Origin of the sequence: Nocardioides ginsengisoli (genome assembly GCF_039537225.1) — a bacterium.
GTDB classification, from domain to species: Bacteria; Actinomycetota; Actinomycetes; order Propionibacteriales; family Nocardioidaceae; genus Nocardioides; species Nocardioides ginsengisoli.
This window is the reverse complement of record NZ_BAABAC010000041.1, coordinates 88,477-110,284: the sequence shown is the minus strand read 5'-3', so window position 1 is coordinate 110,284 and position 21,808 is coordinate 88,477. Positions and strand designations below refer to the sequence as shown.

Here is a 21,808-nt window from a genome sequence, read left to right as displayed (position 1 = left end):
GGGGCCTCGCTGCGTACGACGGCTCAGCTCATCCGCAGATAGGCATCCGCCACCCGCGGGTCGTTCGCGAGGTCGGCGGCCGCGCCGGAGAGGGTGATCTGCCCGGTCTCCATCACGTACGCCGTCGTCGCGAACTCCAGCGCCAGGACGGCGCTCTGCTCGGCCAGCAGGATCGCGGTTCCAGCCCGGTTGAGCCGGGCGAAGACCTCGAAGAGCTCCTCGACCACCATCGGCGCGAGCCCCAGCGAGATCTCGTCGGCGACGAGCAGCTCGGGCTCGCTGATCAACGCCCGGGCGAGGGCGAGCATCTGCTGCTCGCCGCCCGACAGGGTGCCGGCCAACTGGCTCCGGCGCTCGCGCAGCCGCTCGAACAGGTCGTACTGCGCGTCCAGGCACGCCGCCTGCCCGCGCCCCGGCGGCCGCCAGGCGCTGATCAGGTTCTCCTCGACGGTGAGCGCCGGGAACACCCGCCGCCCCTCGGGGACGTAGGCGATCCGATGCCGCACCCGCGCGTGCACGGGTTGCGCGGCCAGGTCGAGATCGCGCAGGAGCAGCCGGCCACCGGTCACGGGACGCAGGCCCATCACGGCCTGCATCAGGGTCGACTTGCCGGCCCCGTTCGACCCCAGGACGACGACGAACTCGCCCGGCTCGACGCGCAGGCTGACGTCGTGCAGCACGGTGCTGCGTCCGTAGCCGGCCCGCAGGCTCTCGATCGTCAGCAGGCTCATCGCTCCTCCTCCGTTCCCGTCGCCGGCGGTACGACGACCGTCCCGCGCGAGCGCTTGGTGCCCAGATAGGCGTCGATCACTGCCTGGTTCGCGCGGATCTCGTCGGGCTCGCCGAGCGCCAGCAGGCGACCGCGGTTGAGCACCACGGCGCGGTCCGACAGCGACAGCGCGAGGCCGACGTAGTGCTCGACCAGCAAGACCGCGACACCGCGGTCGCTGATCCGGCCGAGCAGCTCGGCGAGCGGGGTGAGCCCGTCGGACCCGACGCCCGCCGCCGGCTCGTCGAGCAGCACCAGCCGCGGCTCGTCGCCGAGGGCGCGGGCGATCTCCATCCGGCGCAGGTCGCCGGGGCTGATCTCCGCGGCGGGCCGATGGGCCACCGCGGTCAGGCCGGCGAGCTCGAGCAGGTCGTCGACGCGGTGCTGCAGCGTCTTGTCCCGGCCACGCGGGCGCAGGCTGCTGAGCACGCCGTGCAGCCGGCGCCCGCCCGCCCCGAGCAGGACGTTGTCACGCACCGTCAGCGAGCCGACCGGCCGCGCGACCTGGAAGGTGCGGCCGACGCCGCGTGCGTGGACCAGGTCCGGTCGGTAGCGGCGGATCGGCCGGCCGTCGATCAGCACCGAGCCGGAGGTCGGCCGCTGCACGCCCGAGATCACGTTGAACAGCGTCGACTTGCCGGCGCCGTTGGGTCCGATCACCGACACGAACTCCCCCGGTCGCACGTCGAACGAGACGTCGTCGAGCGCCTGCAGCCCGCCGAAGCGGACGCCGATGCCGCGGACCTCGACGAGCGGGGTCACCTTGCCCTCCGTGCTCATGCGGACACCTCCGTGACGGCCGCCGGAGCGGATCGGGAGCGACGCAGCAGCCGTGCCGCGCCGCGGGCCAGCCAACTGTCCTCACCGACCAGGCCCTGCGGCTGGAAGCGCAGGACGAGCACCAGGAAGACGCCGTAGACGAGGCTGCGGTAGTCGGACGCGAACCGGAACATCTCCGGGATCAGGGTCAGCAGCACCGCCCCGACGATCGCGCCGCGGATGGTGCCCATCCCGCCGATGATGAGCATCGACAACAGGAGCACCGACTGGTTGAAGCCGAAGGTCTCCGGCGTGATGCTGCTGATGAAGAAGGCGTAGACCGCGCCCACCACGCCGGCGAGCAGCGAGCTCAGCGCGAAGGCCGAGGCCTTGAAGAGCGCGACCGGAGCGCCGAGCGAGGACGCGACCAGCTCGTCCTCGCGGATCGCCATCAGCATGCCGCCGTACCAGCTGTCGCGCACCACCTTGGAGACCAGGACGACGAGCCCGAGCAGGAGCGCCGACAGCACCAGGAAGTGGTCGTTGGTGAACGACGTGCCCCCGAGCGTCGGCAGCGGCAGCCCGTAGATGCCGGTGGCACCGCCGAAGAAGTCGATGCTCTTGAAGAGCGCGACGACGACGAAGTTCAGGCCGACGGTCGTGATCGCGAAGAAGTCCTCTCGGAGCCGGAGGCTGATCGCGCCGAGCACCGCACCGGCGAGCCCGGAGACGAGCGCCGAGACCGGCAGCACCGCCCAGAACGACAGCCCGTGCTGGACGGACAGCACCGCGGCGAAGTAGGCCCCGAGCCCGAAGAAGGCGCTCTGGGCGAGGTTCGGCTGGCCCGCGTAGCCGGCCGTGAGGTTGAGGCTCACGACCACGCTGGCCATGAGGATCGCGGTGACCGCGACGACGATCGCGTAGGTCATACCTTCACCACCCGGGACGGGATCAGGCCCTGCGGCCGGATCAGCAGCATGAGGATGAGCGCCACGAACGCGATGGCGTCGCGCGGCAGCGCGAAGCCGAACGAGGCGACCACCCAGGACTCCACGAGGCCGATCAGCAGCGCGGCGACGATGGTGCCGAGCGGACTGCCGAGGCCGCCGAGGATGATGATGGCGAGCATCTTGTACGCCGGGATGTCGCCCAGCGTCGGATACACCGCGTCGTACTTCACCGAGAGCAGCGCGCCCGCGAGCGCCGAGAGCGCATAGCCGACGGCGAAGACGGCGGCGATCACCCGCGGGCTGTTGACTCCCACCGCGCCGGCGACGTGGCGGTCCTGCGCGACGGCCTGCCACAGCACGCCGCTGCGGGTCCGGGTCAGGACGTACCACGTGATGCCGATGACGCCGAAGGTCACCAGTAGGACCAGCAGGTCGATCCCCTCCAGCCGCACGCTCCCGAGATGCAGGTCGGGCAGGGGGAGGTCGACGTGGGCGCTGCGCTGCGACGGCCCGAACAGCAGCCGGAACAGCTCGGTGGCCACGATGTAGAGGCCGATGCCGGTCACCAGGGTGACGATCGGCCCGCGATCGAGGATGGGCAGGTAGATCCAGCGCTGCACCACCCAGCCCAGGACGGCGCCCGCGGCCATGCCCACGAGCACCCCGAGCAGCGGGCTGCCCGAGCGCTCGGCCAGGACGAGCACCAGGTAGCCGCCGAGCGTGAGCGCTGCGGCGTTCGCGATGTCGAGCACGCGCAGCAATCCGTAGACCAGGCACGGCCCGAGGGCGACGAGTGCGTACAGGGACCCGATGACGAGTCCGTCGACTGTGGTCTCCATCAGTGACTCAGGGAGTGATGACGGACGGGTCGGTGATCTCGCCGACCGCGACCAGCTTCGGCCCGCGGAACTGGAGGACCTGCACCGGCTTGACCACCTGGCGGCCGTCGGTGAACGTCGCGACCGTGCCGGTGGCGCCCTCGTGGTCCTTCAGGTCGCGCAGGCCCTGCTGGATGTCGGCGGAGCCGGTGCCCGACGCCTTGGCGGCGTCGAGAACCATCGTGACGGCGTCGTACGACGAGGCGGCGACCATGTCGGCCGGGAAGTCGTTGGCCTTGGCGAACGCGTCGAGGAAGGCCTTGGTGGCCGGAGCGGTCGAGTCGCGGTTGAGGTTCGTGGTGATCTTCGCGCCCTCGGCGAGCCCGCCGATCGAGTCGAGGAAGCCCGCGGAGTCGATGCCCTCGGTGCTCAGCACGGGCAGGTCGGTCCCGCCCTTGCGCAGCGCCCGGAAGAACTGGGTGCCCTCGGCGACGTACTGCACCAGGTAGATGCCGTCGGCGCCCGCGTCGACCGCGCGGCGGATGATCGCGTCGAAGTCCTTCTCGCCGAACTCGTTCTTGTCGACGGAGACCACGTCGAGACCGCTCTTCTTCGCCTGGGCCTGGAAGCCGTCGACGAGCGCGTTGCCGAAGTCGTTGTCGATCGCGATGATCGCGGGCTTGCGCACGCCGTCCTGGGCGAACTGGACGGCGCCCGCGCGGCCCTGGACCTCGCCGTTGAAGTCCTGCTGGAAGATGAAGTCACCGGTCTCCGGGATGCCCGGGTTGACGGCGTACGCCGACACGAGCGGTACCTTGTTGCGCTGGAAGATCGTCGCGCCGGCGAGGGTCTGCGGGCTGTAGGAGCCACTGACCGCCGCGACGACGCGGTCCTGGGTCACCAGCTTGGTCGCGATCACCGCGCCCTGCTTGGGGTCGCTCGCGTCGTCGTAGGTGACGAGCTCGACCAACTTGCCGTCGATCCCCCCGTCGGCGTTGACCTGCTCGACGGCCAGCCGGGCGCCGGCGAGGGCGCTGCGGCCGTCGGCCGAGCCGAATCCGGTCTCCGGCGCGAAGAAGCCGACCTTCACGGTGTCGCCGCCGGATCCGCCGCCGGAACAGGCGGAGGTGGCAGCGAGCAGGCCGACGAGGGCGCCGGCCATGAGGGTGCGAATGCGCATGCGTGCTCCTAGTTGTTGTTCGAGGTCGCCGACGACGACCGGGTCTGGGTGGGCGCGGCCGAGAGGCCGCGCGGCAGAATGCGGCCATGCCGACGCTGCTCAGGGATCTCCTGGCCGAGCCGAGCCTGCGCGTGCAGGCCCTGGTGCTCCCCGAGGGCGCCGCCGAGCAGCCGATCAGCTGGAGCTCGACGACCGAGCTGCCCGACCCGGTGCCGTTCCTGCGCGGCCAGGAGCTGGTGATGACCACGGCATTGGTCGACCGCACGCCCGAGGAGTGGCGGCAGCTCGCCGCGGCCCTCGCGGCAGTGCCGGTCGCCGCGGTCTGCATCGGCGTCGGCCTGGTGCACGACGAGCCGCCGGCCGCGCTCGTCGCGGCAGCGGAGGAGGCCGGCCTCGCCCTGGTGGTGTCGCCGGTCGGCGTGCCCTTCATCGCGATCAGCCACTGGCTGGCCGACCAGATCTACGCCGAGACCTATGCGGCGGTGCAGACGAACCTGCAGGTCCAGGACCGGCTGGTGCGCGAGCTGCTGTCCCGGCACGGCATCGACGGGATGCTGGCCGAGCTGCGCCGCCGGCTCGGGTTGAGCGCGGTGCTGCTGACCGAGCCGGGCGGGCAGGTGCTGCATCGCTCGCCCAGGAACTCCCGCTGGACGCCGGACGCCCCGACGCCCGGACGTCGTACGGCATCGGCCGAGGTGGTCGTCGACGACATCCCCGTCGCGGTGCTGCACACCGATCCGGCGCCGACGCACGAGGGCGTGCTGCCCTTCGCCGCGACCGTGCTGGGGCTCGAGCTCGCCCGCGAGCAGGCCTTCCTCACCGGCCGCCGCGAGCTGCTGGGCCAGGTTCTCGAGGACGTGCTGCACGGCCTGATCTCCGACCATGCGGCGCGCCGCCGGCTGGGCCGCCTCGGCGTCCAGGTCGACGCGCAGCAGACCATCGTCGTCGCGGTGCTGGGCGAGTCGCCGGACCGGCTGCGCCGCGTCCCCTGGGAGCTGCGCGCGGTGCTCCGCCGCGAGGGCGACTCGCTGCCGACCGCCCTGCTCGAGGACGCCGTCGCGGTCGTCGTCCCCGACGGGACGACCGCGGACCAGGTCGCCGAGAACCTGAGCACGCAGCTCGGCCGGGCCGGGCACCGCGCCGCGATCGGCGTCGGGTCGGCCCGCCGCGGCGTCGCCGGACTCCGCCTCGGCTACTACGAGGCCCGGCAGGCCGCCGTCCACGACGGGATCGGGCGCTCCGCGCCGCTCTCGCTGGCCGGGCTGCTGCTCGGCAACCTCGACCTGCCGCTCGCCGAGCTCGGCCGTGAGGTGCTCGGGCCGCTGCTGGAGCGCGACGAGCACACCGGCAACCAGCTGCTGCCGACGCTGCGCGCCTACCTCGAGCACGACTGCGTCCCGAGCGTCACCGCGGCCGCGATGGTCATCCACCGCAACACGCTGCGCTACCGCCTGGAGCAGATCGAGCAGCTCCTCGACCGCGACCTCGACCGGCTGGTCGACCGGGTCGAGCTGGCGCTGGCGCTGGCCGCGCTCGATGCCGCCGGCGACCCCGGCGGGGCCGGCGAACCCGGCGCCTGAGCACGCCGTCATCGGAGCAGGTGACGGGCCATCACGACCCGCTGGATCTGGTTGGTGCCCTCGTAGATCTGGGTGATCTTGGCGTCGCGCATCATGCGCTCCACCGGGAAGTCGCGGGTGTAGCCGTAGCCGCCGAGCAGCTGGACGGCGTCCGTGGTCACGGCCATCGCGGTGTCGGAGGCCAGGCACTTGGCGGCGGCGCCGAAGAAGGTGAGGTCGTCGCTCCCGGCCTGGCTGCGGGCCGCGGCGGCGTAGACCATCTGCCGCGCCGCCTCCACCTTCATGCCCATGTCGGCGACCATGAACTGGATGCCCTGGAAGTCGGCGATCGCCTGACCGAACTGGCGGCGCTCCTTGACGTAGTCGATCGCGGCATCCAGCGCGCCCTGCGCGATGCCGACCGCCTCGGCGCCGATCGAGACGCGGGTGTGGTCGAGCGTCCCGAGCGCGACGCGCATGCCGCGGCCGCGCTCGCCGAGGAGCCGGTCGGCGGGGATCCGGCAGTCCTCGAAGTAGACCTCGCGGGTGACCGAGCCCTTGAGGCCCATCTTGCGCTCGGGCTCGCCGTACGCGATGCCGCCGTCGTCGGCGTGGACCAGGAAGGCCGACAGGGAGCGGGATCCCTGGCCCGGGTCGGTGACGGCGAAGACGACGATGTAGCGGGCGATGCCCGCGGAGGTGATCCAGGTCTTCACGCCGTTGAGGACCCAGGAGTCGCCGTCCAGGCGCGCGGTCGTGCGCATCGCGGCGACGTCGCTGCCGGCCTCGCGCTCGCTGATCGCATAGGCCATCAGCGCCTCACCGGAGGCGACCTCGGGCAGGTAGCGGCGGCGCTGCTCCTCGCTGCCGTAGTGCAGCAGCGGGACGATGCCGAGCTTGTTGGAGGTGATGATCGCGCAGCTCGACGCGCAGGCCCGCGCGACCTCCTCGACGGTGATGGCGGCAGCGATCGCGTCGACGCCGTCGCCGCCGTACTCCTCCGGGATGCCGGGCGCGTGCAGGCCGGCCGCGACCAGGATGTCGTAGCTCTCCTGGGGGAAGACGGCGGCTTCGTCGACGGCGGCGGCACGGGGCGCGAGCTTGTCGGTGGCGACCCGGCGGGCGGCGGCGCGGAGCTCGTGGTGGAGGTCATCGAGGAGGTACATGTGGGGCCTTCGGCGTGGGGGTCGTTGCGGCACTATTCACGCCGCGGTGACCGGGCTCACGCAATGTGCAAGTGCCCGATGGATCACTAGATCTTCGGGCACTTGCCCATGTTGGTCCGCGCGCTGTCCCGCCTAGGTTGTGCCCGCCCCCACGCACCGAGGAGAGACCGACGATGACGCTGCTGAACGACGTGAAGGTGCTCGACCTGAGTCGGGTGCTCGCCGGCCCCTACTGCACCGCGATGCTCGCCGACCTCGGCGCCGACGTCGTCAAGGTCGAGTCCCGCCACGGCGACGACGCCCGCCACCTGGGGCCCTTCCAGGACGGCGAGAGCGTCTACTTCGCGCAGCTCAACCGCGGCAAGCGCAGCATCGTCCTCGACCTCAAGGACCCGGCCGACCACGCGACCCTGCTCGACCTCGCGCGCGCCGCCGACGTCGTCGTCGAGAACTTCCGCCCGGGCGTCGCCGCGCGCCTCGGCGTCGACCACGCGGCACTCAGCGCGGTCAACCCGCGGCTCGTCTACGCGAGCATCTCCGGCTTCGGGCAGAGCGGACCGCTCGCGCACGCGCCGGCGTACGACCTGGTGGTGCAGGCGATGTCGGGCCTGATGGAGGGCACCGGCACCGCCGACGGCGGCCCGACGCGCGTCGGCGAGTCCGTCGGCGACGTGATCGCCGGCCTGTACGCCGCCTGGGGCATCACCGCCGCGCTCTTCGAGCGGGAGCGCACCGACGTCGGCCGGCACGTCGACGTCGCCATGTTCGACTCGCTGGTCTCGCTGCAGGTGACCGCGATGAGCATCCTCACCGCGAGCGGCGCGCTGCCCGGCCGCGTCGGCAACCGCCACCCGGTCTCCGCGCCCTTCGACACCTACCCGACCCGCGACGGCCTGGTCGCGATCGCGGTGGCCAACGGCAGCGTGTTCGCGCGCTTCTGCGCCCTCGTCGGACACCCCCAGGCCGCCGACGACCCGCGCTTCGCCGACGACAGCGCCCGCGCCGCGCACCGCCACGACATCGAGGCGCTGGCGACCGCCTGGTCCACCGGCCTCACCACCGAGCAGGCCGTCGCCCAGGCCGAGGAGGCGGGCGTCCCGGCCGCCCCCATCTGGGACCTCGCCCAGGCACTGGCCAGCGAGCAGGCCGCGCACCGCGGGCTGGTCGGCACCTTCGAGCACCCGGTGCTCGGGCGCACGCCCTATCTCACGCAGCCGGTGCGCTTCCCCGGCACCGCCGAGGGCGAGCTCGTCGCCGCGTCGAGCCCGACGCTGGGCGCCGATCGCGACGAGGTCGTCGCCGGCTGGCTGGGCGACGAGCGGCTCAGCCCCGCAGAGACGCCGCCGGCCGAGCCCGCGTCGAGGCACTGACCCGGCTGAACGGGACGGCGACGAGCGCGCCGATCACCCCGCCCAGCCCGTTGTGCCACACGTCGGCCACGTCCGCGACCCGGCTCGGGAAGAACCGCTGCTGGGCCAGCTCGATGCACGCCGACGCGAGCACCGTCAGGGCGGCCGCGACCAGCGGCCGGCCGAGCACGATCGCGAGCAGGAGGCCGGCGGGCACGAAGAGCGCGACATTCGCCAGCGCCTCGGTCTGCGTCCAGGTCAGCCGCCCGTCGCTGGCGACGTCCGCCGCCCGCCAGCCGAGGTCGAACGCCCAGCGCCCGGCGGACGGATCGGCCAGGGTGAGGCGGGCGACGACCACCGAGTAGCAGGCGAGCAGGACGGCGGCGACGGGTCGGCGGATCATGTCGTCGACGCTAGGTCCGCCGCGCGGCCGAGCCCTCCCCCTCGGGTGCCGATCGTCGGTACCGAGGGACCGCCGCGGGAGTCGGGTGGGTGAGCGTGACGCCGGAATCACGCTCAACCACCCGACGACGGGCGAGAGGATGAACGCATGAGCACGTACGCCTCCCCTGCCGGCTTCCCCGAGCTCGCCGACCTCCTCGGCGAGAGCATCGCCGCGATGCGCGGCTGGATGAGCGAGTACGGCGCCTACGAGCCGCACCCGTCGCTCGACGTACCGCTCGACGAGCTGCGCGCCGCGACCGCCGTCCTCCACGACCGGCTGCGCGACAACTACCCGTTCTTCCACCCGCGCTATGTCGGCCAGATGCTCAAGCCGCCGCACCCCGCGGCGGTGGTCGGCTACCTGACCGCGATGCTGATCAACCCCAACAACCACGCCCTCGACGGCGGCCCCGCGACCGCCGCGCTGGAGAAGGAGGTGGTGGCCGACCTGGCCCGGATGTTCGGGTTCGGCACGCACCTCGGCCACCTCACCAGCAGCGGCACGATCGCCAACCTGGAGGCGCTCTTCGTCGCCCGCGAGACCCATCCCGGCAAGGGGATCGCGCACAGCGCCGACGCGCACTACACGCACGGCCGGATGAGCCACGTGCTCGGCATCGCGTCACACGCGGTGCCCACGACCGCGGGCGGGACGATGGATCTCGACGCCCTCGAAGCCCTCCTCCGCACCGGCACGGTCGGCACGGTCGTCGCGACCACCGGCACCACCGGCCTCGGCGCGGTCGACCCGGTGCACGAGATCATCCCGCTCTGCCGCGCGTACGGCGTCCGCGTCCACGTCGACGCGGCATACGGCGGGTTCTTCACCCTCATCGCCGACGACACCCCCGACGGCGTCGCCGCCGCGCCCTTCGCCGCGATCGCCGACGCCGACTCGGTCGTGATCGACCCGCACAAGCACGGCCTCCAGCCCTACGGCTGCGGCGCCGTCCTCTTCCGCGACCCCGCCGTCGCGCGGCACTATCTGCACGACTCGCCGTACACGTACTTCACGTCCGACGAGCTGCACCTCGGCGAGATCTCCCTCGAGTGCTCCCGCGCCGGCGCCGCGGCCGCCGGCCTCTGGCTCACCCTGCAGGTGCTGCCGCTGACCGCCGACGGACTCGGCGCCGTCCTGCGCCCGGGCCGCCGCGCCGCCCTCGCGTGGGCCGACCTGATCGACGCGAGCGACGAGCTCACCGTCTTCCAGCCGCCGCAGCTCGACATCATCAGCCACTTCCCGAGCCGGCCCCGGCTCTCCGAGGTCGACCGGGCGTCCGCCCACGTTCTCGACGCCGGCGTGGCGCTGCCCCCGGACCAGGCCCTCTACGTCGCCACCTACACCGTCGACGGGCCCAGCCTCGCGGCGCGCGGGCACAGGGTCGACGCGGACGTCGCCTCGGGACGGATCCTGCGGAGCGTGCTCATGAAGCCCGAGACCGAGGGGTGGGTGCCGGCGCTCCACGAGCAGCTGGTCGGGCTGCTGCCGCGCTGACCAGCCGATCAGCGGCGGGTGCGGTCCTGGTCGCGGTCCTGGTCCTGGTCCCCGGTCCGCGCATCGGGCCCGGTCGCGCCCTCCTGGACGTCGCGGTCGTGCGGGTGGCCGGCCACCGAGTCGCCGGGCTCGATCTCGCCGCCGTCGCCCAGGTTGTCGACCTCGGAGATCTCGCCACGGCCTTGCTCGCGGTTGCTCTGCTCCATCCGCGCGCAGTACCCGGCTCCGGGGCGATCATCCGATCGACGCGCCGCCAATGCCACCCCCACCGACGCCACGAGCGGGAACCCCGGCCCGCACATCAGACCCGCGCGCAGGCTCTCGGCGGTCCCCAGCCACGGCTCGAGCGCCAGCGCGACGACCAAGACCGCCCAGGGCACGACGGCGAGCGCCACCCCGAGCCGAGCCCAGGCAGCCGGTCGCCCCCGGGCGATGACCAGACCGAAGACGAGCATCGGCACCACGTGGAACCACGGGTAGAGCGCCGGTGTCGCCGGTCCGTCCAGCGCAGCGAAGCGGAGGAGGACGACCGCCTCACCGACCACGCCGACGACCGCCACCGGCAGCAGCACACCGCGACCACTCCGACCACCGCGAGCGACCGGCGACGAAGTCCACGCGTGCAGAGCCGCGCCCGTCCCCGGCGCCACCACGGCGAGCGCCACCGCGCTGACCTCCAGGTTGGTCAGCATCGTGTGCCCCGGGACCAGCGCACCGAGCGTCGACCACAGCAGCCGCAGCAGCGGCGCGGTCAGCAGGAAGCAGGCGCTGAGCGTCAGCCACGCCCGATGCGCCTCCCGGTCGCCCCGGCGCGACGCCAGCACGCCCAGGACGACGGTGCCCAGCGTGCTCAGCCCCAGCAGCCAGAGCTGGAGCCGGAACCCGGTCTGCCCCGGTACGGCGAGGTGCGGCGCCCGGAGCAGGAACACGAACGACGCGAGCATGCTCACGACCACGGCGCCGACGTACGCCCACCCGAGCCGTCGGTGCAGCGACCCCGGCCCGCCGCCCCGCCGCAGGAGCAGAGCCTGCGCGAGCAGGAGGCAGAGCGCGACCGCGCCGAGCGTGGTGTGGACGAGAAGGGCCACCCGGTGGTCGACGTAGGCCGCCGTCCGCACCGCTGCGACGGAGCCGGAACCCCAGGCGTAGGCGTGGCCACCGAGCCAGGCGTCCAGGTCCTCCTGCCACCGCGGGAAACCGGGCAGCACGGTGAACCACATCGAGGTCGCGGCGAGCGGCACGTAGCCGACGACGAGCAGCGCCAGCATCCCGAGGACCACGCGACGCACCACGGCCGAGACGCTAACGCGCGCCCACGAGCGCGAGCAGGTCTCGCCGCACGGCAAGACGCAGCCACCGGCGCTCCCGCCGAGTGGTACGTCAGGGCGACAGGGTCAGGGGGACACCTTCGAGAACCCGCTGCGGTGGAACACCAGCGGCGAGGACTCCTCCGCCCGGCGTACGGCGTGCAGCCGCAACAGCACGATCGTGTGGTCCCCCGCCTCCACCTCGCGGTAGATCGCGGTGTCGAACTGGGCGATCCCGTCGACGAGCGTCACGGCGCCGCCGTCGCCGACCGCCACGTCGAGACCGTCGAAGCGATGCGCGACGTCACCGGCCAGCTGACGGGCGGTCGCACCGTGGTGGTCGGCGAGGACCGTGACGCCCAGCCGGGGCGAGCGGCGCAGGTCCGACCACGTTCGCGAGGTGTTCGCGATGGAGAAGGACACCAGCGGCGGGGCCAGGCTCACCGACGTGAACGAGCTGGCGGCCAGCCCCACGTAGGCGCCGTCGACCCGCGCGGCGACGGCGACGACGCCCGTCGGGAAGACCCCGAAGGCCTCCCGCACCCGCGCGGGGTCCAGGTCCTGGTTGGTGGCGAGGACGGTCATCGGATCACTCCTGCGATCGGTCGGACGAAGGGTTGCGTGGCGTGCAGCCAGACCTCGTACGTGGCAGGCTCGCCCGCCTCGGAGTCGAGGACGAACAGCCCCCGACCGGGCACGGACGCGCCCAGCTCGGTCAGCACCGGGCGCAGCGTGAGCTCGGCGGCGAGCGCGTGCTCCGGTCCGGCGCCCAGCAGGAGCGGGATCGCCTGGCCGCGCAGGCCGGTGCCGCCGGCGAAGCGGTCGAGGAAGACCTTGAGCAGGCCCGTGTAGGTGCCCTTGTACGTCGGGCTCGCGACCACGACGAGGTCGGCCTCGCCGGCCTGCCGGACCAACGCGTCGACGGTCGCGTCCGACCAGTCGAGGACGGCCGGCCCCAGCGTGGCCAGGTCGATGACCAGGTCCGGCGGCGCGCCCGCCAGCTGGGTGGCGACGTACGTCGCGGCGGCCAGCGTCCGGGAGGCCGGCTTGGGGTTGCCGACGATCACGACCGTCGTCATGACACCACCACCTGCAAGGGCGCCGCGCCGAAGGGAACGGCGGAGCCCAGCGCGCGCGGCGGAGCCGGATGCGTCCACCTGCCCCGGCGGGCCAGCTCGGGCAGCACGCCTTCGCCGAAGGCGTACGCCTCCTCCAGGTGCGGGTAGCCCGAGAGCACGAACTCCTCGATGCCGACGGCGGCGTACTCCTCGATCAGGTCGGCGACCTGCTGGTGCGAGCCGACGAGCGCCGTGCCGGCGCCGCCGCGGACAAGACCGACGCCCGCCCACAGGCCGGGGTGGATCTCCAGGCCGTCCTTGGTGCCGCCGTTGAGCGCGAGCATGCGCTTCTGCCCCTCGGACTCCGAGCGCCGCAGGCCGGCCTGGACCCGAGCGATATCCGACTCGGAGATGCCCGCCAGCAGGCGGTCGGCCTCGGCCCAGGCCTCCTCGGCGGTGTCGCGGGCGATGGCGTGGACCCGCAGCCCGAACCGGATGTCGCGGCCCAGGGCCTCGGCGCGGGCGCGCACGGCCCTGACCTTCTCGGCCACGGCGGCGGGCGGCTCGCCCCAGGTGAGGTAGACGTCGGCGTGCTTGGCGGCGACGTCCAGCGCGGCCGGCGAGGAGCCCCCGAAGTAGATCGCCGGCAGGATCTCGGGGCGCTGGCTGAGCACCGCCTTCTCGACCTGGAAGTAGTGGCCCTTGAAGGTCACCTCCTCGCCCTCCCACAGGCGACGCACGATCGTCAGGAACTCGTCGCTGCGGGCATACCGCTCGTCCTTGCCGAGGAAGTCGCCGTACATCTGCTGCTCGTGCGACTCCCCGCCGACGACGACATTGAGGAGCAGCCGGCCCCCGGTCAGGTTCTGGTAGGACCCCGCCATCTGCGCCGACAGGAACGGCGAGATCAGGCCGGGCCGGAAGGCGACCAGGAACTTCAGGCGCTCCGACAGCGGAGCCACCAGCGCGGTGGCCACCCAGGCGTCCTCGCACCACGCACCCGTCGGCGTCAGCGCGGCCTCGAAGCCCAGCTGCTCGGCGCTGCGGGCGATCTGGCCGATGTACGACGCCGTCGCCGGCCTGCCCGCGGCCTCGGCGCCGGTGCCGTGACCGCCGCCGACGACGTGCCGGCCGTCGCCGCCGTTGGTCGGCAGGAACCAGTGGAACGTCAGCTTGCTCATCTCGTCTTCTCTCAGATCTGTCCGTGGCGCGGCGGCCGGATGCCGTCCGCGGCCCAGCGGCCGAGGTGGTGCACCTTCCAGCCGGCCGGGTCGTGCAGGGAGTGCGTGCGCGCGTTGCGCCAGTGGCGGTCGAGGTTGAGCCCGGCCAGGGCGGCGCGGGTGCCGGCGACCTGGAAGAGCTGCGACGCGACGTCCACCGACACCGCGGTCGACGAGGCACGGGCCGCGGCGACGGCCAGACTGGCCTCGGCCGCCGTGTCCTCGGTCAGCGTGCGGTTCGCCGCGTCGACCGCCTCGGCGGCCACCCGCAGCAGCGCCTCGCTGCCGCGGACGGCCAGCTCGAGCTGGCCGAAGGCATGGACGACGACCGGGTCCTCGGCAGCTCGCTCGACCCCGGCGTCCGGGTAGGGCCGGGACGTGGTCCGGACGAACTCGCCCGCCTCGTCCAGCGCCCGACGGGCGATGCCGACGTCGATCGCGGCGTGCAGCACCTGGGCGAACGCGCCGTACGTGGTCGGCCGGTCGAACTCGACGGAGAAGGGGGTCACCCAGTCGGCGCCGACGACCACGTCCGTCAGCCGCACCGTGCCGCTGCCGGTCGTGCGCTGACCGACGGCGTCCCAGTCGTCGACGACCTCGACTCCGGAAGCGTCCTTGCGGATCCACGCGACCTGCAGCGAGCCGTCGGTCTCGCGTCGGCTCAGGACGGCGAGATAGTCGGCGAACAGGGAGCCGGTGGCGTAGAACTTCTCCCCGTTGAGCAGCCAGCCCGCCCCCGCGGGCGACAGCGTGGTGCGGATGTCGCGGACGTGCTTGCTCCCGAACTCGGACTGAGCGTTGGCCACGATCGAGCCTGCGAGCACCTCCCCGAAGATCCGCTGCTGGTGCTCGGGCGAGCCGTGCAGCCGCAGCTGGTTGAGGAACACGACGTGGCTGTGCGGGATCTGAGCGACATTGGGGTCGCCCCAGGCGAGGGCTCGGAACACCTCGGTCACCGTGCTGACCGAGGCATCCGCGCCCCCGAACGCCGCCGGGACGGTGAGGGCCAGCAGCCCCGACTCGGCGAGGCCCTTCACCTCGTCGTACGGCAACGAACGGTGCAGGTCGCGGTCGATGTCGCCGTCCGCGAGCGCACGCCCCAGCGTCCGGGCGACCTCGACCGCGTCGGCCGGCCCGAGAACCGGCACGCTCACGACACGGGCTCCAGGGCGACGCCGTCCTTGGCGGCGAGCTCGGCCTCCAGCTCGCGGACGATCGGCAGGATCCGGGCGCCGAAGTACTCGATGTCCTCGAGGTAGTGGAGGAAGCCGAGCAGGAACAGGTTCACGCCGCGCTTCTTGTACTCGACGATGCGCGTGGCGATCTGCTCCGGCGTCCCGACCAGGCCGGTACGGAAGCCGTCGTTGTACTGGACGAGGTCGCGGAAGGTGGAGTCCGCCCACATGCCCTTGCCGTCGGCCGTGCTGGCGCCCGCCTGCTGGACCGCCTGGCGGAAGCCCTCGACCGCGTCGGGGTTGGCCTTGGCGACGATCTCCTCGAGCACGTCCCTGGCCTCCTGCTCGGTGTCGCGGGCGACGACGAAGCCGTTGAGACCGAACCTGACCGCACCCGCACGGCCGGCGAGCTGGGCGTTCTGGTTCACCTCGAGATACTGCTCGGTGAAGCCGTCGAAGTCCTTGCCGTTGGAGAAGTACCAGTCGATGACATTGCCGGCCACCTCGCGGGCCGCCGTCGAGTTGCCGCCCTGGAAGATCTCGGGGTGCGGACGACCCTCCGATGCGATCGGTCCGGGCTTCAGCTGGAAGTCGTGGATCTGGTAGAAGTCGCCCTGGTGGCTGAACGGGCCCTTCTCGGCCGACTCGAAGAGGCCGCGCAGCACCCGCACGAACTCCTCGCTCTGCCGGTAGCGCTCCCCGTGCTCGAGCCAGCGCACGCCGAGGTCGACGGCCTCGCCCTTGAACCAGCCCGACACGACGTTGACCGCGGCGCGACCACCCGAGATGTGGTCGGCGGTGATCAGCCACTTGGCCAGGACCGCCGGGTTCCAGAAGTACGGGTGGACCGCCGCGATCACCTTCAGGCGCTCGGTCTGGGTGAGCAGGCCGAGGCTGAAGGATGTGGACTCGTGCTGCTGGTCGGCGCCGTACGACGCGGTGTAGCGGACCTGGCTCAGCGCGTAGTCGAAGCCGTTGTTCTCGGCCAGCTGCGCGAGCTTGACGTTGTAGTCGTAGGTCCAGTCGGTGCGCTGTTCGATGTCACTGACGACCAGGCCGCCCGAGACGTTGGGTACCCAGTAGGCGAACTTCAGGGGTTCGTGATCGATGGTCATGACGGTGTCCCTTTCGAGTGGATGCGAAGATTGCGCTCGGAGCCGGCGAAGAGACGGCTCACGTGTACCAGGTCGGCTCGGGCAGCTCGCCGAGCAGCGCGTAGCGACCCACCTCGGCGCGCTTGTGCGCGATCGGGTCGTGGAGGCTGTGCGTGCGCACGTTGCGCCAGTAGATGTCGAGACCGACGGAGCTGGCCGTCGCACGCGCTCCCGTGACCTCGTAGACCCGCGTGCCGATCTCCAGAGCGACGTCGATCGCGACCTGCTTGGCGGCGGCGATGACGACCGCCGCCTCACCGCGCTCCTCGGCCGTGACGGCGTCGGCGTGGGCGTTGATCTCCTCGATCAGCACCGCGGCCCGCTCGGTCAGCGCCTCGGCGGCCCAGAGCTTCGAGCGGAGGTCGCCGTACGCCTCCTGGACGTAGAACTCCTCGCTCGCGCGGGTCTTGACGTCGCCGGCGTAGGGCCAGGCGCGGGTCGTGTCGCGGGTGTAGGTCGCCGCCGTGGCGAGCGCGCCCTCGGCGATGCCGACATAGAGGTTCGCGAAGATCAGCTGGATCAGCGGCACATTGAGGCTGTTGTACGTGCGCGGAACGAAGACGTACTCCTCGCCGTCCCGCACGAATCCGGCCGCGGACGCCCGCGGGACGCGGACCTCGTCGATGACGACGCCTCCGCTCTCGGTGAGGCGCTGGCCGAGGCTGTCCCAGTCGCCCAGGAACCGGATGCCGGGCTGCTGGGTCGGGACGATCGCGAAGGCGTGGTCCCCGGTTCCCTCGATGACGCCCTCGAGCACCGTGACGTCGGAGACGACGCCGCCGGTGGAGAACGACTTGCGGCCCGAGTAGACGAGGTCGTCACCGTCGATGCGAATCGTCAGGTCCGCATCACGCGGGTTGACCGCGCCACCGAAGAACCACTGGTTCGTGGTCGCAGCCTCCTCGACCGCGGCGATCTGCTCCGGCGTGCCGACCAGGCGCGCCGCCCAGGCCCACAGGTAGTGGTAGCCGAGGAGCTGGCCGATCGAGCCGTCGCCGGCCGAGACGGCCCGGACGACGCGCAGCGCCGTCGTCCAGCTCTGGCCGGCGCCGCCGTGCTCGGTCGGGCCGAGCAGGGTGACGAGGCCGCTGTCCTTGAGCAGCTGGACCTCTGCGGTCGGTGTCTGGTTGGCGCGGTCGCGGGCGACGGCGTCCACCGCGAGCTCGGTGGCGACCTCGCGGGCGCGGGCGAGCCATTCCTCGGCGGTGGACGGGGTGGTGGTCCAGCGGCTGCTGGCCTCTCGGGCGGTGACGCTCATGACGGACTCCTTGCCGGGCGATGCGGGCGGTCAGGGGTGAGGGATGCTCAGAAGTAGGCGTTCGCCGGGAACCCGACGCCGTTGACCAGGTGGTCGCCGATCGCCGAGGCCTTGAGGAACGTCGGGTTGTGGGTCGAGATGGTCCGGACGTTGCGCCAGTGCCGGTCGAGGTTGTGCAGCGACTGCGTCGCGGACGTGCCGCCGACGTCGAAGAGCCTGGTCGCGGTGGTGGCCGAGAATCGGTCGAGCGCGACCTTGGCGTGCGCCGCGGCGAGCTGCGCGGCCTCGGCGGCCTCAGCCGTCGGCACTCCGTCGACGACCGAGTCGGCCGCCGCCTGGATGGCCTCGGCAGCCGTGCGGACGATCGCCTCGGCGGCGAACACGTCCGCGGAGATCTCGCCGACGACCTGCAGGACCTGACGGTCCTGCGTCGGGCTCTGCGACCCACCGTGGCTGTAGTTGCGCGCCCGGCGCTCGAGCAGTGCGACCGCGTCGTTGCGGACGCTGCGGAGGATGCCGGCCGTGACCGCTTGCAGGAAGAGCTGCAGGAACGCCCCCTGATAGCCAGGGACCGGCTCGCCCTCGGGCTCGCCGAGGTCGAAGAACTCGTCGGCCTCGACCCGGACGTCGTCCAGCTGGGTGGTGCCCGTGCCCGTCAGCCGCTGTCCGAAGCCGTCCCAGTCGTCGAGGATCGAGACGCCCGCGCGGTCGACCGGGATCACCGCGCCGGCGATCCGGCCGTCCGGAGCGGCCGCCCAGATCTGCGTGTAGTCGGAATAGATGCTGCCGGTCGAGTAGAACTTGGTGCCATTGAGCCGATAGCCGTCACCGTCGGGCGTGAACGCCGTGTCGAAGTGCAGTCCGACCGGCTTGCGACTCTGCTCGCTGAACCCGTTCCCCACGATCTTGTCGTCGGCCGCGAGCGCGAGCCGCGCCCGGAACGCGGGGTCGTTGCCCGCCTGCAGGTGCTGCTCGACGAACCAGAAGTGCGTCCGCAGGATGTGCGGGACACTCGAGTCCGCCTCGGCCAGGTCGATGACGGCCGCGAAGAGCTCCGGGATGGTCAGGCCCGCGCCGCCGTCCTCGACGGGCAGCCGGAGCCGTCCGACGCCGGCTTCCTTCAGCCAGCCGATGATCTGGTGAGGAGCGGTGCGGTCGCGCTCCCGCTCGACGGCCCCTTCGGCGATCCGCGCGAGCAGCGCCGTCCACTCCGCCGTGCCCGGGCGCACCGTCCGCTGATCGGCCGTGTTCGTCATGACGCGACCTCAGTTCGCCGAGACGGGAGCGAGCTGACCCTGGAGGGCCTTCTCGGTGTTCGTCTTGAGGTAGGTCTGGACCTTGGGGTCGAAGAAGATCTTCTTCAGGACGGCGACCTGCGGGTCGTCGACGTACTTGGTGCCGACGACGAGCTGGCCGGCGAAGTCGAGCGGGGCGGCCGGAGCGAGCACGCGCTCGGAGTCCGGCGTACCGGCGTCGACGAAGGACATGTTGTAGTCGATGACGTAGTCGACCGACGGCAGGGCGCGGGGGCCCGAGCCGTAGGCGATGAACTGGAACTTCAGGTGGTGGGGGTTCGCGGCGATGTCGTCGACGGTGGCCTCGCCCGGGTCCACGCCCGGCTTGAACGTGATGGTGCCGTTGCGCTCGAGGATCCACAGCGCCTGAGCGGTGTTGGCGGGATCGTTGAGCAGCGCGACCGTGGCGCCGTCCGGGATCGAGGTGAAGTCCTTGTGCTGGGCCGAGTAGACGGAGTAGGCCCACTGGAACACCGGGCCGAGCGCGGTCAGCTCGAGGCCGGTCGAGGACGTGACCTGCTTGAGCCAGTGGCTGTGCTGGTAGATGTTGGCGATGTACTGGCCGTTCGCCGTGGCGGCGTCGAGCTGGTTGCCGTCCTCGATGCCGACCGGCTTGATGGTGACGCCGTACGACGGGGCGATCTCGCGGTCGAGGTACTCCAGGAACGCCTGCTCGCTGGCCGAGCTGGCCTGGTAGGCGATCTGGAACTCCGTCCCGAAGTGGCTGCCCTTGACGCTGCCCTTCGAGTCGTCCTTGCCGAGGAAGGCCCAGAGCCCTACGCCGGCGGCGATCACGGCGATGGTCGCGGCGATGGCGACGATCAGCTTCTTGCGGTTGCGGCCGCCGAGGTCGAGGTCCTCGACGCCGGGGAGGTTGTCGGTGAGAGACATGTTGGTTCCTTGCTTGGGCAGGTGGTGCCGGCTGATACCGGGTGGGCGGTGGCATGCAGTCGGCATGCGGGCTTCAGTGCGAGAGCGCCCTGACCGCGCGGTCACCGGCGAACTGGATGACCTGGACGATCGCGATCAGGACGCCGATACAGGCGAGCATCACGTGCTGGTCGAAGCGCTGATAGCCGTAGTTGACGGCGACGTAGCCGATGCCGCCGGAGCCGATCGCGCCGGCGATGGCCGAGTACTCGATCATCGCGATCAGGTTGAGTGTGAACCCGGCGACGAGTCCGGGGACCGCCTCGCGGACCTGGATCCCGAAGACGATCTGGCGCAGCGAGGACCCGCTGGCGAGCCCGACGTCCATCAGCTCGCGCGGCACCTCGCGGACGGCGTTCTCGGTGATCCGCGCGAAGAACGCGACCCCCGCCACGGCCATCGGGATGATGGCCGCCCGGAACCCGATCGTCGTCCCGAACACCGCGAAGGTGACCGGGACGAGCGCCGCCATCAACACCAGGAACGGGAGCGACCGACCGAGGTTGGCGATCCAGCTGATCGAGAAGTGGACGGCGCGATGCGGCGTGAGCCCGTGCGACGAGGAGTTGAAGATCAACAGGCCCAGCGGGCCGCCGAGGACGACCACGACGGCCATCACGACGGCGACGAGGCGGACGGTCTCCCAGAGCGCCGGGACCAGCAGGTCGACGACGCCGGACCACGGGGTGGCGAGCAGGGCGGTCATGCGGCCGGGTCCTCGACGCGCTCGGCGACGACGGCGGCCCGGGTGATCGCCTCGGTCTCGATGCCCTCGGTGACCAGCGCCGCACGCAGGCTCTCCACGTCGACCCGGGGCTCGACGCCGAGCGTCAGGCGGCCGACCGTGCTGCCCGCCGACTCCTCCACCAGGCCCGAGAGCAGGGCGAGGTCGACGCCGACGGTGCGGCCCACGCGCGCGAGCCAGTACGGCGACACGCGCGCGGCGTCGTACCGGACCTGCCAGAGATCCAGCCCGGCGGGCACGGCCACGGCCGGGACCGGCAACAGGGCGCGCGAGAGGTCCGAGTCGGAGCGACGGACGACCTCGGCCACGGGGCCCTGCTCGACGATCCGGCCGCGGTCGAGCCGGGCGACGACGTCGGCGATGCCGCGGACGACGTCCATCTCGTGGGTGATGACGAGGATGGTCACCTGGAGCTCGTCGCGCAGCTCGCGCAGCAGCGCGAGGATCGAGGCCGTGGTGTCCGGGTCCAGGCCGGCGGTGGCCTCGTCGCTGAGCAGGACGCTGGGGCGCAGCGCCAGCCCGCGGGCGATCGCGATGCGCTGACGCTGCCCGCCGGAGAGCTGGGAGGGATAGTGGCTCGCGCGGTTGAGCAGGTCGACCCGCTCCAACAGCTCGTACACGCGGCGGCGGATCTCGGCCTCGGGCAGCCCGTGATGGCGCAGCGGGAGGGCGACGTTCTGGGCGGCCGTCAGGCGGCGGAGCAGGTTGGCCTGCTGGAAGACGGTGCCGATCTCGCGGCGCGCCGTCCGCAGCTCACGGCCCTGCAGCGCGGTGAGGTCGCGGCCGTTGACGACGATCGACCCCGACGTCGGGCGCTCCAGCAGGTTGATGGTGCGGGCCAGGGTGCTCTTGCCGGCGCCGCTCGGGCCGACGACGGCGGCGATCCGGGCGGACTCGACGCGCAGGTCGATGCCGTCCAGTACGCGGGTGCTGCCACAGGACTTGGTCAGTCCGGCGATCTCGATCATGGGTCCTCGATGGCTCGGGTGGGCGCGCGACGGCGCGCCCCGGACACGGTCGTGGGGGCGGCTGCCCCCGGGAGGCGGGCAACCGCGGACGGGCGGTGTCAGCGACACAGAGAGCTGGCGGTGCGCAGGAAGTCGACGTACGTCCGGGCGGTGAGGCGCATCCGGGCCATCGGTCTCTCCTTCCTGCGGTGGTCGTCCCTCGACCGACT

General features: G+C 72.2%; 21 protein-coding genes. 3 read left to right on the top strand and 18 right to left on the bottom strand.

Going from position 1 to position 21,808, the window contains the following annotated elements:
- Window positions 1-23: 23 nt before the first annotated feature.
- The 5 genes from AB4880_RS21900 to AB4880_RS21880 are packed head-to-tail and all read right to left on the bottom strand — an operon-like array spanning window position 24 to window position 4,476.
- Complete coding sequence (locus AB4880_RS21900) at window positions 24-731, bottom strand: ABC transporter ATP-binding protein (protein ID WP_367921336.1); 708 nt, start codon at window positions 729-731, stop codon at window positions 24-26.
- Entirely contained in the window at window positions 728-1,549 is an 822-nt protein-coding gene (locus AB4880_RS21895; RefSeq protein ID WP_367921335.1) for an ABC transporter ATP-binding protein, read from the bottom strand. Before AB4880_RS21895 ends, AB4880_RS21900 begins: the two co-directional genes overlap by 4 nt.
- Window positions 1,546-2,457, bottom strand: a complete 912-nt coding sequence (locus AB4880_RS21890) for a branched-chain amino acid ABC transporter permease (protein ID WP_367921334.1) — start codon at window positions 2,455-2,457, stop codon at window positions 1,546-1,548. Before AB4880_RS21890 ends, AB4880_RS21895 begins: the two co-directional genes overlap by 4 nt.
- Complete coding sequence (locus AB4880_RS21885; protein ID WP_367921333.1) at window positions 2,454-3,317, bottom strand: branched-chain amino acid ABC transporter permease; 864 nt, start codon at window positions 3,315-3,317, stop codon at window positions 2,454-2,456. The genes AB4880_RS21890 and AB4880_RS21885 overlap by 4 nt, the downstream gene beginning before the upstream one ends.
- A 7-nt stretch (window positions 3,318-3,324) precedes the next feature.
- On the bottom strand, window positions 3,325-4,476 hold the full coding sequence (locus tag AB4880_RS21880; protein WP_367921332.1) for an ABC transporter substrate-binding protein: 1,152 nt from the start codon (window positions 4,474-4,476) through the stop codon (window positions 3,325-3,327).
- An 86-nt stretch (window positions 4,477-4,562) separates the two neighbouring features.
- Here AB4880_RS21880 and AB4880_RS21875 point away from each other — a divergent pair, with 86 nt between their 5' ends.
- Window positions 4,563-6,056 (top strand): helix-turn-helix domain-containing protein, encoded by a 1,494-nt coding sequence (locus tag AB4880_RS21875; RefSeq protein ID WP_367921331.1) that lies wholly within the window; start codon window positions 4,563-4,565, stop codon window positions 6,054-6,056.
- Between the two features lie 8 nt (window positions 6,057-6,064).
- Here the strand turns inward: AB4880_RS21875 and AB4880_RS21870 are convergent, their stop codons facing one another.
- On the bottom strand, window positions 6,065-7,201 hold the full coding sequence (locus AB4880_RS21870) for an acyl-CoA dehydrogenase family protein (RefSeq protein WP_367921330.1): 1,137 nt from the start codon (window positions 7,199-7,201) through the stop codon (window positions 6,065-6,067).
- Between the two features lie 173 nt (window positions 7,202-7,374).
- Here AB4880_RS21870 and AB4880_RS21865 point away from each other — a divergent pair, with 173 nt between their 5' ends.
- The gene (locus tag AB4880_RS21865; RefSeq protein WP_367921329.1) at window positions 7,375-8,571 is read left to right on the top strand and encodes a CaiB/BaiF CoA transferase family protein; all 1,197 of its coding nucleotides are present in this window, start codon (window positions 7,375-7,377) and stop codon (window positions 8,569-8,571) included.
- Here AB4880_RS21865 and AB4880_RS21860 read toward each other — a convergent pair.
- Entirely contained in the window at window positions 8,525-8,953 is a 429-nt protein-coding gene (locus tag AB4880_RS21860; protein ID WP_367921328.1) for a VanZ family protein, read from the bottom strand. The two genes, AB4880_RS21865 and AB4880_RS21860, sit on opposite strands and share 47 nt — an antisense overlap.
- Before the next feature lie 147 nt (window positions 8,954-9,100).
- On the opposite strand from AB4880_RS21860, the gene AB4880_RS21855 reads away from it, so the two are divergent.
- Window positions 9,101-10,489: a pyridoxal phosphate-dependent decarboxylase family protein gene (locus AB4880_RS21855; protein ID WP_367921327.1), complete on the top strand. Its 1,389-nt coding sequence runs from the start codon at window positions 9,101-9,103 to the stop codon at window positions 10,487-10,489.
- Between the two features lie 8 nt (window positions 10,490-10,497).
- Here the strand turns inward: AB4880_RS21855 and AB4880_RS21850 are convergent, their stop codons facing one another.
- From AB4880_RS21850 to AB4880_RS21800, 11 genes are all read right to left on the bottom strand, one after another.
- Entirely contained in the window at window positions 10,498-11,781 is a 1,284-nt protein-coding gene (locus AB4880_RS21850; RefSeq protein WP_367921326.1) for a DUF2306 domain-containing protein, read from the bottom strand.
- Between the two features lie 102 nt (window positions 11,782-11,883).
- The gene (locus tag AB4880_RS21845; protein ID WP_367921325.1) at window positions 11,884-12,381 is read right to left on the bottom strand and encodes a flavin reductase family protein; all 498 of its coding nucleotides are present in this window, start codon (window positions 12,379-12,381) and stop codon (window positions 11,884-11,886) included.
- Window positions 12,378-12,875 (bottom strand): NADPH-dependent FMN reductase, encoded by a 498-nt coding sequence (locus AB4880_RS21840; protein WP_367921324.1) that lies wholly within the window; start codon window positions 12,873-12,875, stop codon window positions 12,378-12,380. The genes AB4880_RS21845 and AB4880_RS21840 overlap by 4 nt, the downstream gene beginning before the upstream one ends.
- The gene (locus AB4880_RS21835; protein ID WP_367921323.1) at window positions 12,872-14,035 is read right to left on the bottom strand and encodes an LLM class flavin-dependent oxidoreductase; all 1,164 of its coding nucleotides are present in this window, start codon (window positions 14,033-14,035) and stop codon (window positions 12,872-12,874) included. The genes AB4880_RS21840 and AB4880_RS21835 overlap by 4 nt, the downstream gene beginning before the upstream one ends.
- A gap of 11 nt (window positions 14,036-14,046) precedes the next feature.
- On the bottom strand, window positions 14,047-15,228 hold the full coding sequence (locus AB4880_RS21830) for an SfnB family sulfur acquisition oxidoreductase (RefSeq protein WP_367921322.1): 1,182 nt from the start codon (window positions 15,226-15,228) through the stop codon (window positions 14,047-14,049).
- A complete protein-coding gene (gene sfnG, locus AB4880_RS21825) occupies window positions 15,225-16,364 on the bottom strand; it encodes a dimethylsulfone monooxygenase SfnG (protein ID WP_367921321.1) in 1,140 nt (379 codons plus the stop codon). Before sfnG ends, AB4880_RS21830 begins: the two co-directional genes overlap by 4 nt.
- 58 nt (window positions 16,365-16,422) lie before the next feature.
- Window positions 16,423-17,661, bottom strand: coding sequence for an acyl-CoA dehydrogenase family protein (locus AB4880_RS21820; RefSeq protein ID WP_367921320.1), 1,239 nt, complete (start codon window positions 17,659-17,661; stop codon window positions 16,423-16,425).
- Window positions 17,662-17,708: 47 nt separating this feature from the next.
- Window positions 17,709-18,917 (bottom strand): acyl-CoA dehydrogenase family protein, encoded by a 1,209-nt coding sequence (locus AB4880_RS21815; RefSeq protein WP_367921319.1) that lies wholly within the window; start codon window positions 18,915-18,917, stop codon window positions 17,709-17,711.
- A gap of 9 nt (window positions 18,918-18,926) precedes the next feature.
- Entirely contained in the window at window positions 18,927-19,847 is a 921-nt protein-coding gene (locus tag AB4880_RS21810; RefSeq protein ID WP_367921318.1) for a MetQ/NlpA family ABC transporter substrate-binding protein, read from the bottom strand.
- Window positions 19,848-19,920: 73 nt separating this feature from the next.
- A complete protein-coding gene (locus AB4880_RS21805) occupies window positions 19,921-20,592 on the bottom strand; it encodes a methionine ABC transporter permease (protein ID WP_367921317.1) in 672 nt (223 codons plus the stop codon).
- A complete protein-coding gene (locus tag AB4880_RS21800) occupies window positions 20,589-21,599 on the bottom strand; it encodes a methionine ABC transporter ATP-binding protein (RefSeq protein ID WP_367921316.1) in 1,011 nt (336 codons plus the stop codon). The genes AB4880_RS21805 and AB4880_RS21800 overlap by 4 nt, the downstream gene beginning before the upstream one ends.
- Between the last annotated feature and the right edge of the window lie 209 nt (window positions 21,600-21,808).

Coding starts and splice junctions, on each gene's coding strand:
- AB4880_RS21895 (WP_367921335.1), bottom strand. CDS start 1,549: ATGAGCACGGAGGGCAAGGTGACCCCGCTCGTCGAGGTCCGCGGCATC.
- AB4880_RS21855 (WP_367921327.1), top strand. CDS start 9,101: ATGAGCACGTACGCCTCCCCTGCCGGCTTCCCCGAGCTCGCCGACCTC.
- AB4880_RS21810 (WP_367921318.1), bottom strand. CDS start 19,847: ATGTCTCTCACCGACAACCTCCCCGGCGTCGAGGACCTCGACCTCGGC.
- AB4880_RS21835 (WP_367921323.1), bottom strand. CDS start 14,035: ATGAGCAAGCTGACGTTCCACTGGTTCCTGCCGACCAACGGCGGCGAC.
- AB4880_RS21815 (WP_367921319.1), bottom strand. CDS start 18,917: ATGACGAACACGGCCGATCAGCGGACGGTGCGCCCGGGCACGGCGGAG.
- AB4880_RS21875 (WP_367921331.1), top strand. CDS start 4,563: ATGCCGACGCTGCTCAGGGATCTCCTGGCCGAGCCGAGCCTGCGCGTG.
- AB4880_RS21845 (WP_367921325.1), bottom strand. CDS start 12,381: ATGACCGTCCTCGCCACCAACCAGGACCTGGACCCCGCGCGGGTGCGG.
- AB4880_RS21885 (WP_367921333.1), bottom strand. CDS start 3,317: ATGGAGACCACAGTCGACGGACTCGTCATCGGGTCCCTGTACGCACTC.
- AB4880_RS21880 (WP_367921332.1), bottom strand. CDS start 4,476: ATGCGCATTCGCACCCTCATGGCCGGCGCCCTCGTCGGCCTGCTCGCT.
- AB4880_RS21900 (WP_367921336.1), bottom strand. CDS start 731: ATGAGCCTGCTGACGATCGAGAGCCTGCGGGCCGGCTACGGACGCAGC.
- AB4880_RS21800 (WP_367921316.1), bottom strand. CDS start 21,599: ATGATCGAGATCGCCGGACTGACCAAGTCCTGTGGCAGCACCCGCGTA.
- AB4880_RS21860 (WP_367921328.1), bottom strand. CDS start 8,953: ATGATCCGCCGACCCGTCGCCGCCGTCCTGCTCGCCTGCTACTCGGTG.
- AB4880_RS21820 (WP_367921320.1), bottom strand. CDS start 17,661: ATGAGCGTCACCGCCCGAGAGGCCAGCAGCCGCTGGACCACCACCCCG.
- AB4880_RS21840 (WP_367921324.1), bottom strand. CDS start 12,875: ATGACGACGGTCGTGATCGTCGGCAACCCCAAGCCGGCCTCCCGGACG.
- AB4880_RS21805 (WP_367921317.1), bottom strand. CDS start 20,592: ATGACCGCCCTGCTCGCCACCCCGTGGTCCGGCGTCGTCGACCTGCTG.
- AB4880_RS21890 (WP_367921334.1), bottom strand. CDS start 2,457: ATGACCTACGCGATCGTCGTCGCGGTCACCGCGATCCTCATGGCCAGC.
- AB4880_RS21865 (WP_367921329.1), top strand. CDS start 7,375: ATGACGCTGCTGAACGACGTGAAGGTGCTCGACCTGAGTCGGGTGCTC.
- sfnG (WP_367921321.1), bottom strand. CDS start 16,364: ATGACCATCGATCACGAACCCCTGAAGTTCGCCTACTGGGTACCCAAC.
- AB4880_RS21870 (WP_367921330.1), bottom strand. CDS start 7,201: ATGTACCTCCTCGATGACCTCCACCACGAGCTCCGCGCCGCCGCCCGC.